This window comes from Suttonella sp. R2A3 (assembly GCF_021513215.1).
In the GTDB taxonomy this organism is placed as follows: Bacteria; Pseudomonadota; Gammaproteobacteria; order Cardiobacteriales; family Cardiobacteriaceae; genus JAHUUI01.
The window spans coordinates 1,193,528-1,205,994 of sequence record NZ_CP090975.1; the positions used below are offsets into that span (position 1 = coordinate 1,193,528).

Consider the following 12,467-nt stretch of genomic DNA (forward strand, 5'->3'; position numbering starts at 1 on the left):
CATGCTTTCAATGAGTCCGTATTTTGCCGCACTCGATCTTGGTTCGAACAGTTTTCATTTGCTGGTGGTTAAAACCACCCAAAATGGCATCCAGGAAATCGACAAGGTCAAACACATGGTGCGCCTGGGTGAGGGTTTAGATGAAGACAACGCCTTAAGCGAAAAAGCGATGCAGCGCGGCTTAAATGCCTTATCGCAAATGTGGCAGCTGATGGATAACATCCCTAACGAGCATATCCGCGTGGTCGCAACCAATACCTTACGGATTGCCAAAAACAGCGCAGATTTTGTCGCACGTGCTGAAGCGACTCTAGGCCACGAGATTGAGATCATCAGCGGCACAGAAGAAGCGCGCCTGATTTATCTCGGCATCACCGCACACAACCATTTCAAAGACCATAATTTAGTGATCGACGTCGGCGGCGGCTCCACCGAGATCATTGTCGGCACAAACACCCAGGCTGATGTATTGCGTTCGTTAAAAATAGGCTGTGCGAATATGGCGCAACGTTTTTTTGCCAAAGGTAGAATCAGCAAAAGTGGGGTGAAAAAAGCGCTCAATCACGTGGGTAAAACGATTGAGCCACATATCACCTCTTATACCAATACTGCTTGGCAGCGGGTGATTTTAAGCTCGGGTACGGCAAAAAGCGTGCTTAAAGTACTGCAGCGTAAAGACGCCAACCTAAACCGTATCAACATAAAGCAGCTCAACAACCTGCTCGATCAATTGGTTGAAATAGGCCATTACAAATACCTCTCCGACCAGCTTGATATCGATGAGGCGCGCGCTTTTGGTTTTACCGGTGGGGTGTGCATTTTAGCCGGCCTCTTTCAGCACTTACAGATTGATGAGGCGATCGTCTCACAAGAAGCACTACGCGAAGGAGTTTTGCTCGATTTAATGGGACGCAGCGACGGGCAAACCGATGAACGCGAATATACGATTAGAGCCTTACAGCAGCGCTTTAATATCGATATCGCACATGCCAACCGCGTTAGCGAACTTGCCGAACATCTCAATAATCAACTGCCGCTTAAAGCACCGCCACGTCTGGTGCCAATGCTCTATTTTGCCGCACAAGTCCATGAAATTGGCTTAGCTGTTGCCTTGAGCAAGCAGCAACAGCACGGCGCTTATTTAATCAGCAATGCGGATCTGCCCGGCTTTTCGCGCCTGATGCAAAACATGATGGCCTTACTCATTAAAGGGCAACGCAAGAAACTCCCTTATAAACCGATCATGGCGCTGTCTAAACCGGCCGATACGCTCACTTTGCAATATTGCTTAGCGCTGCGCCTTGCCGCGCTGATTTATCGTGCGCGACGCAACATCAGCCACGATCAATACCCCAGCCTTGATCAACAAGGCAGCACATTCACCCTCACTTTCCCCAAAGATTATCTTGCCACCCACCCTTTGACCCACGCTGATCTCGTCGAAGAACAGGAATATTGGGCAAACTGTGGTGGCAAACTTACCCTTCACTTTAAAGAACATGACGAAGAAACAAAAAAATCTATTTAAAGACAACCCTTACAAAGGTAACGCCGAGCTACGCAACACACACAGCCTACAACGCTTAGCCAATGCGCTGTGTTATTCTTTTGATGGCGTTTGTGCAGCATGCGCAGAAGCAGGATTTCGCGAGTTGTTGTTATTACACAGCACCTTACTCATCGCGCTATTTTTCTTGCCATTTAAGCTCGCCATCACTATGGTGTTAGTATTTGCGTCATTTTTTTCGATTATTGTCGAGCTCCTGAACACCGCGATCGAATCTGCGGTTGACCACACTTCGTTAGAAAAGCATCCACTGGCCAAGCGCGCGAAAGATGCCGGCAACGCCGCGCAATATATTTCCTTGATTCTTTTGGCTATTTTGTGGGTAATGGCGATCACCCACACTTGGTTCTAACACAACACCAAACGGTTTAAAAAGCGCTTTCAGCCGCTTCAAGAATCGCTTTGCGCGAGAACATCAGCTGCCAACGATTACCACCATTCGCCCGCCACAAGGCAATCACGCGGATTGCACACAGCAGTAACGCTCTAATTTGGTCAATCACCGCTTGTTGCTGTAAATACTGCTCGTTACCGCCAACCATGATTTTTGGGGCCGCCTCGCTCGCCGTGCGTTGATAAACGCTGGCAATATTGGCAAGCACATTCTCATGCGTGGGCGGAAAATGGCTGGTTTGACGACGGACATCGGCCAACCCATCGAGCAATTCGGCCATCAACGCACGATTTTTACTGAGCTTTTTCTCAACGTGCATCAGTTGCACGCTATAGCGCACATACTCACTATCAACATCTTGCTGAAACATCGCGGTTAATAACTGCCGCCCTTTATCAAGCAGCTCAGGATTGCCAAAATAATCGCTGATCACCGCAGCGTTTTGCTGCAACAAACACGGCAGCAAAGCCTCTAACAGCCCTTTATCTGTATGACCTGTGTGAGCCAAATCACGCACACCGTTAATCGCGCTAAACAGCGCCGATAAACACCAGGCCTGATCGTTCAATGTGGTATCGCTCATGCCCTAAACCGCTCCTCAATCACACCGCCACCCAGGCAACGATCACCATCATAAATCACCACATACTGCCCCGGTGTGACCGCGCGCTGCGGCTCATCAAAGGTCACCATCATCGTATCGCCATTGAGGGCGACCGCACACGGTTGGTCTTCTTGTCGATAACGCACTTTGGCGTGATAGGTTTTCCCATTCTGTGGTGCTTCATTCAACCATGAGCACTGTCCGGCTCGCAGGCGACGATGATAGAGCAACGGGTGCTCACCTTGGCCAACAATCAACGTGTTATTGGCCAGATCCTTATCGAGCACATACCACGGTTCATCGCTAGCCCCTGCCACACCACCAATCCCTAATCCCTGGCGTTGTCCGATGGTGTAATACATCAGCCCCATGTGCTCACCAATCCAAATCCCTTCAGCGGTTTGCATTTTGCCAGGCTGTGCGGGTAAATATTGCTGTAAAAACTCGCGAAATGGTCGTTCGCCGATAAAACAAATGCCGGTGGAGTCTTTTTTATCAAAGGTGATCAAACCAGCTTGTTCAGCAATCGCGCGCACTTCGCTTTTTTCCATTCCACCTAGTGGGAACAGCGCTTTTGATAATTGCTCAGGGGTGATTTGGTGCAGGAAATAGCTTTGATCCTTGCTTTGATCGATCCCTTTCAGCAGCGTCGCCTGTCCGTCCTGCTCGCCACGGCGTGCATAATGACCGGTCGCTAAATAATCCGCACCCAATTCTGCAGCATAATGCGCGAGCTCAGCAAATTTGATCTCACGGTTACACAACACATCGGGGTTCGGCGTGCGCCCGGCGGCATACTCATCTAAAAACAGCTTAAACACACGCTCGTGGTATTCACGCACAAAATTCACGGTATGCAATTCAATCCCGATCGTTTCGCACACATCGCGCGCGTCTTCGATATCTTCTTCAACGCTACAATAGCTGCTGGAAAACGATTCTTCCCAGTTTTTCATGAAAATCCCGATCACATGATAGCCCGCTTTTTTGAGCAACCACGCGGTGACCGACGAATCGACGCCACCAGAAATACCTACGGCAATGGTTGCCTTTTTATCGGGCATAAACGTTGTCTGCATGCCTTATTCCATTGAGAAAACACCCTATTTTATCGTTAAACGATACCAAATCCCAACCGACTATATGAGCAGGCGCTAATCAACGTATTTTCGACGTCTTGCGTGGAATTTTTCTTAAGCGCAAACTTCGTCTCAATACCCTAAAAATGTTATGATATCTGGCGAACTAAGCGCCTGTTGTGCGCACCATAATTTAAGGAATCATCATGACGTATTTACTTTGGAAAGCCTTACATATTGTTTTTATGGTGAGCTGGTTTGCTGCCCTTTTTTATCTGCCAAGACTCTATGTTTACCACGCAATGGCGCAAGAAAACGACGAACAGCAAGCGATCGCGCGTTTTGTGGTGATGGAACGCAAACTCTATATCATTGGCCACATCGGCATGGGCTTGATGCTGATTTTTGGTGCGCTGCTACTTTGGCAAGGCGCATGGAGTATGTATAGCCACATGGGCTGGCTACATGCTAAACTTACCTTGGTCTTATTGCTGATGGGTTACTGGATCTATTGTGGGCGTTTAAATAAAGCCTTTGCACGCGGTAAAAATCGCCACAGCCACGTATTTTACCGTTGGTTCAACGAGTTACCTGTGCTGTTTCTTATCGTGATCGTGCTACTAGCAACATTCAAGCCATTTTAAGATCTGATGGTTGAAAACCCTGTCATTACGCTTGGTGCAATGATCAAAAGTCATCGATGATTTAAACTGATTGTATTTTTTAAACAGTATTGACAATCGTTCTTATAATGAATACCATTTCTGACGTTTTCTGCAACCATTAAAGGAGCTTATTATGCGCCAGAAAATTATTGTCGGCGCCCTACTCGGCGCGATTTCAGCCTCTGCATTAGCGGATGTAAATGTTTATTCTTATCGCCAAGATTTCCTCATCCAGCCGATGCTCGATGCGTTTACCGAAGAAACCGGTATTAAAACCAACACCATTTATGTTAAAGATGGCTTGGCCGAACGCATCAAACGCGAAGGCGCACAGTCACCTGCAGATATCGTCTTAACCGTTGATATCAGTCGCCTGGAAGAGCTGGTTAACGAAGGGTTAACACAAGCGATTGAATCTGAAACCGTTAACGCAAACATCCCTGAAAACATGCGCGGCGATCAATGGGTAGCACTAACCTCTCGTGCACGCAATGTTTATTCCTCTAAAGAGCGTGTTGGCGAACTCCCTACAAGCTTCACCTATTTAGACCTCGCAAAACCTGAATACAAAGGCAAAATTTGTACCCGTTCAGGCAAGCATCCGTACAACTTATCATTGATTGCTTCTGTCATTGCACATGAAGGCGAAGCAGCAGCGAAAACCTGGCTGGAAGGCGTTAAAGCTAACTTGGCGCGCAAACCACAAGGTAATGACCGCGGACAAGTTAAAGCGATTATGGAAGGTATTTGTGATTATGCCCTCGGTAATTCATACTACTACGGCAAAATGCTCACTAACGAAAAAGAGCCTGAGCAAAAAGCCTGGGCAGAGTCTGCTGTGATCAACTTCCCGAACCAGGAAACCTACGGCACACACATGAACGTGTCTGGCGTTGCGTTGGCTAAATACGCACCGAATAAAGACGAAGCGTTGCAGTTAATTGAGTTTTTAACTGCTGATAAAGCGCAGCAAATGTATGCTGATGTGAATTTCGAATACCCGGTCAAAGAAGGTGTGGCGCAGTCTGATTTAGTTGCGTCTTGGGGCGAGTTCAAACAAGATGAAATCGACATTAACGAAGTAGCTGATAACTACAGCAAGGCGTTGAAACTGGTTGATGAAGTCCAATTCGACCTCTAATACCCTAACCGGTATTGCTAAAGCATGGCCCCCACTCGCGTGGGGGCTCTCGCTTTTATTGTGTGCGCCAATTATCGCGCTATTGGTGGTCGCGTTCTCCGATTATTCGGATAATTTTCGCCACCTTTATGACACAGTCCTCTTTATTTATATGCGCAACAGCCTCATCCTGCTGTTGGGCGTTTGCACCATGGCGGTTATCTGGGGCGTCCCCTCAGCCTGGCTGATCAGCCGATTTGAGTTCCCTGCACGGCGCATCTTGCGCTGGGCACTCTTGCTTCCGATGGCGATGCCTGCTTATCTGGTGGCGTTTGTTTATACCGATTTACTCGATTACGCCGGCCCCATACAAATCGCTTTGCGTGACTGGTTTGGCTGGCAAAATGCCAGCGACTATTGGTTTGTCGATATGCGCACTATGGGTGGGGCCATTTTTGTCCTTTCGCTGGTGTTTTCGCCCTATGTTTATTGGTTAGTGTCGCTGAATTTTTCCGAGCAATCACAATCGCTCATCCACGCAGCACGCCTGCTTGGGCGCAGCGAAGCCCAAGTATTTTACAAAGTCATGCTGCCCTTAGCGCGTCCAGCGATTGCCGTTGGCTGCACCCTGGTTGGCATGGAAACCTTAGCCGATTACGGCACGGTAGCGTATTTCTCGGTGTGGCATATGACTACCGCAGTCTACGACACCTGGCTACAGCTTTTTGACTTGCCACTGGCGGCTAAATTATCGAGTTTGCTGCTGCTTTTTGTCGTCGTACTGATCACCTTAGAAAAGCGTGGCCGACGTCATATGCGCTTTTATAGTGAGCGACAAACACCCATGTTGCGCGTCCCATTAACCGGCGCTAAAGCCTGGCTCGCTACCGCTTGGTGTGCGCTGGTTGTGTTGCTCGGTTTCGCTCTGCCGGCGCTCTGGCTGAGCACCCAAGCCGTTCGCTATTTCGCCGATACCGATTGGCCAGCGTTTGCGCGCATGGGGATTGATACCTTAAAAGTAGCCTTTAGTGTGGCTTCGATGGCTGTGATTATTGCCTTTATTTTGCAAGGTTATGCCCGTCTTCGTCCAAAGCGTGGTAACTGGACCGCACGGCTGGCTTCTTTAGGTTACGCCATACCGGGAACGGTACTCGCGATCGGCGTACTGATTGTGACCACCAGCATCGATCACGCGATCAACGCGTTCACAAACGCCAGCGGATACGGCAATGTTGGTTTATTGCTCAGCGGTACCCTTTTTGCGATGGCGCTCGCTTTTTCCTGCCGTTTTGCCGCCATCGGTATTGGCGCAGTTGACGCCGGGATGAGCAAAATGCCGCATAGCTACGATGATTGCGCGTACTTAAATGGCTATAGCCACAGCGAAACGGCGCGCAAAATCTGGCTACCACTGCTACGCAACAGCTTATTGACTGCTTTTTTACTCATCTTTCTTGAATCGATGAAAGAATTATCCGCAGCCTTACTACTGCGCCCTTTTAATGTAGAATTACTCTCTACCTATATTTATCAATACATGACCGCGGAACGCTTTGAAGTCGCTGCCCTTCCTGCGCTGTTGATGGTTGTCATCGGCCTGCCACCGGTCTTGTTACTCACCTATTCGATGGATAAGAAAAATGCACAACTACCTTAGCCTTGATCACGTCAGCATCGCCTATGGGCGAAACGAAGTGGTGCATGATTGTAGCCTTAGCCTCGCCCAAGGCGATATCCTGTCACTACTCGGCCCATCAGGCTGCGGTAAAAGTACGATTTTAAAAGCGATTGCTGGGTTATTACCGATTAGCGCTGGCACGATGACACTGAATAACACCGTTATTGCCGGTAATGGTGTGCATGTTGCCCCACAGGCACGCCAAGTGGGGATGATTTTTCAAGACTACGCTCTGTTTCCGCACTTAACGGTTGCCGAGAATATTGGCTTCGGACTGCGTGGATTGGCCAAGGCTGCACGTCAGGAAAAAGTGAGCAATATGCTCGAGATTGTTCGCTTACACGAACTCAGCAAACGTTATCCCCATGAGCTCTCAGGTGGACAACAGCAGCGGGTTGCCATTGCCCGCGCTTTAGTAAGAGAACCGAATTTATTATTACTCGACGAGCCGTTTTCTAACCTCGATAACGAGGTTCGCGAGCGCTTGATCGGCGAAATACAACAGCTATTTGCCGAACAGAATATGACCGCCATTTTTGTGACCCACAACAAAACGGAAGCGTTCGCCTTATCCGATCAAGTGGCCGTCATGGAAGAAGGCAATATCGCACAAATTGCCACCCCACGCGCGCTTTATGACGCGCCAGCGAACGCAGATATTGCGGCTTTTTTGGGGCATGGTGCGACTGTTCGTTTTAAAAAACAGGGAGAAACCTGGCAAAGCAGCTTGGGCACAATCCCAGCCAGCGCACGTGGGCAATTAATGGTGCGTGAAGAACATTCTGAAACGATCGATGTCTATTTACGCCCACATCAATTGCTGTTAAGCGCCGATACGACCGATGGCAACGCCACGATTGAACGGGTGCGCTTTCTTGGCGATTTCTGTGAGTACCGCGTCGCTCTTGCCGAGCAAACGCTGAATGTGGTGTGTAAAAACCGTTTACAAGTGGGCGACCAAGCGCGTTTACAAGTGCGTTTGTAGGCTTTGCATAAAACAATACACCAACTAATTCTCCATAAAAAACCGGCACAATGGCCGGTTTTTTAGCTTGGCTTAGTCGTATCCGCTTATTGACGAACGCCTTCGCCAGTCACGTATATTTCAGCTGCCTGAGCCATTTTGTCAGGGATACCGAAATCCGCGAAATTCACGGTAAAGTTACTTTCAAAGCCACTACGATATTTTCCCCAAGGATCCTCACCCTCGCCCATCTTAGTCACAGGAATCGTGACCTCCTGAGTCTCACCATGAATGGTCAGCTCACCGGTTAGCTTGCCATCCTGCCAAGCGGTAGATTTAAAAGTCGCGGTGGGATGATTGCTCACATCGAGAAAATCACCGCTGCGTAAATGCTTATTTCGCTCACCATGATCACTATCCAGAGATTCGGTATTGACGCTCACATCAACGTTGCTGATTGCTCCTGTCTCGCTGTCGTAGTCGTAAGTCCCAGAGATATCGTTAAATGTGCCGATAACATAGCTAAAGCCCAAATGAGGTACTTTGAACTGGATAAAAAAGTGGCTTGGTTCCACTTCATAGGTTTGTGGGGCTGCGTGGCTGATGGTGCTCACACCAGCTAAAGCAATGGCTGAAGTTAGGATGAGTTTTTTCATAGTCAATGCTCCGTATAGTGAAAAAATTCAATTTTATTCTAAAAGACAACGCGCTGTAATAATATAAATTATCATTACCAAGTGTTATTGTGTACTATCGCAACCAAATATGCGTTTTAGGGTGTCATCTTTATCTATCACCGCGTGTTTCAGCGCTCCGAGCACATGCAAAACCACCATCGCAATCAAACTCCAGGCCGCATATAAATGCACTTGCCCTAACCATTCGCTTTGCTTATCCGCATCAACCATCGCCGGGATACGGAACCAGCCAAACACGTCAATCGGGGTATTTTTAGCGGTTGCAATGAGATAACCCGTGCTAACCAACACCAACAGCGCAATATACATCAGCGCATGGGTTGCGTGTGCGAGGCCAATCTCCCAACGTGCGTGAGTGGCCAGGGCCCGCGGTTTTTTTTGACTCACTAACCAAATCAGTCGCCAGATCAATAACACAGCGAGGATAAAGCCAATGGCTTTATGGCGCACCGGCCAGGTGTGATAGCCCGCATCGTAATAACCAAGCGTGACCATATAAAGACCGCTGCCAAATAAAAACGCGATCAATACAGCCATCAACCAGTGCAACATAACGTGCACAACACCGTAACGGGTAGAAGAATTGCCAATCATAATGAATCATTGTTAAAGCTTAGATAATTATTAAACCTGATTTCATCGTGAGAAAACAGTGAGCAGGTGTTAAGGCACTTAATAAGTAATCTATATAGTAGATGTTGACAATAGTTTATCCTTATATTAATCTTCTTGGTCGTTGTTATAAGTCAATCGTTTATTTCAAATAAATGTTTGTCCTCTTGACAACCCTGGAAGCTTGCAGCCAAGGCGATACGCATGATTCGTTGGCATCCTCTCACCCAACACCAAAGTATCTTGCCATAGTGAGCCTACGAGCTTAACGATCCGATCAATGATAGGAAGTACTGAATATGGCGATGTTCGATTATAAACACTACACAAGTAATGAATCTGCCGCATTAATGGCAACGTCCAAACAATTAGCGGTTTATGGCAATATTTCAGGGATTATGGGGTTACCCACCGAAAACTTCTTACAAGGGCTATCTGATCGAGTTCTTAACCACGGCTTGGCAGCTAATAAGGTCAATCTGCGTTTGCCCGATGGTTGGCGAGAGCTTACCCCAACAGAGCTCAACATGCCGGAAGATAGCCTGGATTTCTATGGCCAATTTCCAATTGAAAGCCCGATTACAGGTTTTCTTCCCAGTGGACCACAAGCGAAAATCCTTGGTCGATATGATGATCATGGCACGCTCACACAAATCAGCGTGGTGTTCGCCGGCACGAACTCTCCGATTGATATACTCGATTATTTCCAAATCAACGAGAATACCATCGCACCTAATATGGAGCCATTATTGAATAAGGTCAAAGAACTTGCCTTAGCGAATGGTTTGAGCGGTGAAGATGTTTTAGTGACCGGCTACAGCCTCGGTGGCGGTATGACCAATATCATGGCAAAACATCGCGAGGCACTCGCCGATGGCTTTTTTAAGGATGCGGATTATATCGGCCACAGTTCACCCTATATTTACGATGACTCATCTGTTGTACTCAATATGGGTTATGAAAATGATGTGGTATATCGCGTGGTCGGCAATGAAGCGAGCGCGTTAGATGCGATCAAAGCCGGCAAACCGGGCCTGGTCAATCCTAATAATTCCTTCGAGAGCTCCTTTGATAATATTGTGTTATTTGATGAGGCCTATGCTTCGCCACTTTGGAACATCAGTCCTTTTTCTATTCTTAACATTCCCTTTGGCTGGTATGCGCACATTGATGGCGTGTTCAGCGATGCGGTAACGCGGATTGCCGATTCGGCGTTCTATGAATTCACGCACGCTGATAGCACAGTGATCGTCAGTAGTTTAACTGGTCTCTCTCGTGGGACAACCTGGGTAGAAGATAAAACCTCGCCCACCTCAAACCATCACAACACCCCAGCATTCATTATTGGCACGCAATACGATGATAAGCTTAAAGGCGGCGATCAAGGCGATTATATTGACGGTGGGAAAGGCAACGACACCATCAAAACCGGCACAGGCGCAGACCGCATTGAGGGCGGAGAAGGTAAAGACACACTGATTTTTGACGGTCGCAGCGATGACTGGAACGTTTATCGCCTAAGCGATGATACGCTATTTTTTAACTCGCACGCTGACAATGGCTTAAAACAGGTTAGCGGCGTTGAGCAAATTTCTTTTACCGATGATTGGTTGAGCAATACCCGCCCTTATCAAGTCAGCAATCAAGGCCTCACGGACCAGCGCTTTAAGTTACTCCGCTGGGCCAATAAAGATATTGCGTACCAAGAGCGCGTTGAAGGTAGCGAAGGTGATGATATGCTCAGTGGTGAAGTCGTGTTTGCGCAAGCTGGTAACGATACACTAAAGGCACTCGATAACGACAGCTTATTACACGGTGGCAAAGGGCATGATGTGTTAATCGGTGGCGCTGGTGCTGACCAGCTTTATGGCGCTGAAGGCAACGATGTTTTGATTGCCGGCTCTGGTGATAGCTTACTCTCTGGTGGACTGGGTGATGACTACTTTATCTTCCAGCAAGACAGCGGCACGCACCGCATCACCGATTTTAATGCCGACAGTGCCGAGCACGATACGCTGTTGCTCTCTCAAGCGCTATTTAGCGAAGAGATTGCCTTAGGTGATATCGCAAGCCAACACGGTGACGATGTATTACTAAGCTATCAATCGCTCAACATTAGTGTTGAAAACAGCCGCGTTGAAGATGTGCTCAATCATAGTGCAATCGTCGTCATCTAACCTATTGCATCCGCTATAAGCGCCCTACCTGCTGATAAAAGGCAGGCAGTGGTGCTTAATTTATCGGCACACTCCCTTGAACACCAACATGGTTAGCGCTTGAGCTGCCGCCGCTACCACCAATACTGGTGCTCACGCCCACGCTACCATACACATCGGTAGAAGAACCCCCGCCGCTACTTTGGCAACCAGCCACGACAAACGCCGCGAATAACACGAAAATAAACCCTCGCATAACCGACTCCAAGGTTAGTCAATGTCGCTTAAGCATAGCCTACATTGGTCAGCATCACGATTAAAATCGCTTAAATACTAGACCACCAGCCAATAACGTAGAGACTATGCTATAGTCCAACGTAAATGGCTTAACTGAGATAGTCTATAAAGGCAAAACCATGGCAAGACCCTCCACAAAAGAAGCATTAGAATCAGCCAGCACAATGAACTTCGCACAATTATTCACGCTGATTGATTCAATGAGCAAAGAAGAGCAAAACGCGCTATTCAGCTTCGAGGGTAGAGATAAAAATATTCGCGACGTTTTAGTGCATTTATATGAATGGCATCAACTTTTGCTCAATTGGGTTGATTCAAATCAGGCAGGAAAAGAACAACACTTCTTACCCAAACCGTACAATTGGAGAACTTATCCACAAATGAACGATGCTTTCTGGGAGAAGCATCAGAAAACGTCTTTAGAAAAATCAGTAACCATTCTGCAAGACAGTCATGCAGAGGTCATGAACTTAATACGCGCTTTTTCAGACGAAGCATTATTTACAAAAAAATATTTTTCTTGGACTGGAACGACAAGTTTAGGAAGCTATTGCGTTTCCGCTACCTCGAGTCATTATGACTGGGCGATGAAGATCATTAAAAAACACAAAAAGCATGTAACGACAAACTAGA

General features: G+C 47.6%; 13 protein-coding genes. 8 read left to right on the forward strand and 5 right to left on the reverse strand.

The window, feature by feature from the left end:
• The first annotated feature begins 1 nt into the window (after position 1).
• The gene (locus tag L0B52_RS05635) at positions 2-1,528 is read left to right on the forward strand and encodes a Ppx/GppA phosphatase family protein (protein ID WP_235063763.1); all 1,527 of its coding nucleotides are present in this window, start codon (positions 2-4) and stop codon (positions 1,526-1,528) included.
• On the forward strand, positions 1,500-1,919 hold the full coding sequence (locus tag L0B52_RS05640; protein ID WP_235063764.1) for a diacylglycerol kinase: 420 nt from the start codon (positions 1,500-1,502) through the stop codon (positions 1,917-1,919). Before L0B52_RS05635 ends, L0B52_RS05640 begins: the two co-directional genes overlap by 29 nt.
• A 16-nt stretch (positions 1,920-1,935) precedes the next feature.
• Here the strand turns inward: L0B52_RS05640 and hflD are convergent, their stop codons facing one another.
• Positions 1,936-2,544 (reverse strand): high frequency lysogenization protein HflD, encoded by a 609-nt coding sequence (gene hflD / locus L0B52_RS05645; protein WP_235063765.1) that lies wholly within the window; start codon positions 2,542-2,544, stop codon positions 1,936-1,938.
• A complete protein-coding gene (gene mnmA / locus L0B52_RS05650; protein WP_311195328.1) occupies positions 2,541-3,644 on the reverse strand; it encodes a tRNA 2-thiouridine(34) synthase MnmA in 1,104 nt (367 codons plus the stop codon). Before mnmA ends, hflD begins: the two co-directional genes overlap by 4 nt.
• Before the next feature lie 206 nt (positions 3,645-3,850).
• Between mnmA and L0B52_RS05655 the strand changes: the two genes are divergently transcribed.
• The 4 genes from L0B52_RS05655 to L0B52_RS05670 all read left to right on the forward strand — a co-directional run bounded on the left by L0B52_RS05655 (position 3,851) and on the right by L0B52_RS05670 (position 8,092).
• A complete protein-coding gene (locus L0B52_RS05655) occupies positions 3,851-4,288 on the forward strand; it encodes a CopD family protein (protein ID WP_235063766.1) in 438 nt (145 codons plus the stop codon).
• A 154-nt stretch (positions 4,289-4,442) separates the two neighbouring features.
• Complete coding sequence (locus L0B52_RS05660) at positions 4,443-5,450, forward strand: Fe(3+) ABC transporter substrate-binding protein (protein WP_235063767.1); 1,008 nt, start codon at positions 4,443-4,445, stop codon at positions 5,448-5,450.
• Positions 5,428-7,086, forward strand: coding sequence for an iron ABC transporter permease (locus L0B52_RS05665; RefSeq protein ID WP_235063768.1), 1,659 nt, complete (start codon positions 5,428-5,430; stop codon positions 7,084-7,086). Before L0B52_RS05660 ends, L0B52_RS05665 begins: the two co-directional genes overlap by 23 nt.
• Entirely contained in the window at positions 7,070-8,092 is a 1,023-nt protein-coding gene (locus tag L0B52_RS05670) for an ABC transporter ATP-binding protein (protein WP_235063769.1), read from the forward strand. Before L0B52_RS05665 ends, L0B52_RS05670 begins: the two co-directional genes overlap by 17 nt.
• Positions 8,093-8,178: 86 nt before the next feature.
• Here L0B52_RS05670 and L0B52_RS05675 read toward each other — a convergent pair whose 3' ends face one another.
• Positions 8,179-8,727 carry a YceI family protein gene (locus L0B52_RS05675; protein WP_235063770.1) on the reverse strand — a complete coding sequence of 183 codons (549 nt, stop codon included), beginning with the start codon at positions 8,725-8,727 and terminating at the stop codon, positions 8,179-8,181.
• A gap of 84 nt (positions 8,728-8,811) precedes the next feature.
• Positions 8,812-9,363, reverse strand: a complete 552-nt coding sequence (locus L0B52_RS05680) for a cytochrome b (RefSeq protein ID WP_235063771.1) — start codon at positions 9,361-9,363, stop codon at positions 8,812-8,814.
• Between the two features lie 317 nt (positions 9,364-9,680).
• On the opposite strand from L0B52_RS05680, the gene L0B52_RS05685 reads away from it, so the two are divergent.
• A complete protein-coding gene (locus L0B52_RS05685; RefSeq protein WP_235063772.1) occupies positions 9,681-11,558 on the forward strand; it encodes a calcium-binding protein in 1,878 nt (625 codons plus the stop codon).
• A gap of 55 nt (positions 11,559-11,613) precedes the next feature.
• Here the strand turns inward: L0B52_RS05685 and L0B52_RS05690 are convergent, their stop codons facing one another.
• Positions 11,614-11,793, reverse strand: a complete 180-nt coding sequence (locus L0B52_RS05690; RefSeq protein ID WP_235063773.1) for a lipoprotein — start codon at positions 11,791-11,793, stop codon at positions 11,614-11,616.
• A gap of 160 nt (positions 11,794-11,953) precedes the next feature.
• Between L0B52_RS05690 and L0B52_RS05695 the strand changes: the two genes are divergently transcribed.
• On the forward strand, positions 11,954-12,466 hold the full coding sequence (locus L0B52_RS05695) for a ClbS/DfsB family four-helix bundle protein (protein ID WP_235063774.1): 513 nt from the start codon (positions 11,954-11,956) through the stop codon (positions 12,464-12,466).
• Position 12,467: the final 1 nt, after the last annotated feature.

What these genes read in the sequence shown, in the direction of transcription:
- L0B52_RS05635 (WP_235063763.1), top strand. Translation starts at nt 2, where the DNA reads ATGCTTTCAATGAGTCCGTATTTTGCCGCACTCGATCTTGGTTCGAAC.
- L0B52_RS05640 (WP_235063764.1), top strand. Translation starts at nt 1,500, where the DNA reads ATGACGAAGAAACAAAAAAATCTATTTAAAGACAACCCTTACAAAGGT.
- hflD (WP_235063765.1), bottom strand. Translation starts at nt 2,544, where the DNA reads ATGAGCGATACCACATTGAACGATCAGGCCTGGTGTTTATCGGCGCTG.
- mnmA (WP_311195328.1), bottom strand. Translation starts at nt 3,644, where the DNA reads ATGCAGACAACGTTTATGCCCGATAAAAAGGCAACCATTGCCGTAGGT.
- L0B52_RS05655 (WP_235063766.1), top strand. Translation starts at nt 3,851, where the DNA reads ATGACGTATTTACTTTGGAAAGCCTTACATATTGTTTTTATGGTGAGC.
- L0B52_RS05660 (WP_235063767.1), top strand. Translation starts at nt 4,443, where the DNA reads ATGCGCCAGAAAATTATTGTCGGCGCCCTACTCGGCGCGATTTCAGCC.
- L0B52_RS05665 (WP_235063768.1), top strand. Translation starts at nt 5,428, where the DNA reads ATGAAGTCCAATTCGACCTCTAATACCCTAACCGGTATTGCTAAAGCA.
- L0B52_RS05670 (WP_235063769.1), top strand. Translation starts at nt 7,070, where the DNA reads ATGCACAACTACCTTAGCCTTGATCACGTCAGCATCGCCTATGGGCGA.
- L0B52_RS05675 (WP_235063770.1), bottom strand. Translation starts at nt 8,727, where the DNA reads ATGAAAAAACTCATCCTAACTTCAGCCATTGCTTTAGCTGGTGTGAGC.
- L0B52_RS05680 (WP_235063771.1), bottom strand. Translation starts at nt 9,363, where the DNA reads ATGATTGGCAATTCTTCTACCCGTTACGGTGTTGTGCACGTTATGTTG.
- L0B52_RS05685 (WP_235063772.1), top strand. Translation starts at nt 9,681, where the DNA reads ATGGCGATGTTCGATTATAAACACTACACAAGTAATGAATCTGCCGCA.
- L0B52_RS05690 (WP_235063773.1), bottom strand. Translation starts at nt 11,793, where the DNA reads ATGCGAGGGTTTATTTTCGTGTTATTCGCGGCGTTTGTCGTGGCTGGT.
- L0B52_RS05695 (WP_235063774.1), top strand. Translation starts at nt 11,954, where the DNA reads ATGGCAAGACCCTCCACAAAAGAAGCATTAGAATCAGCCAGCACAATG.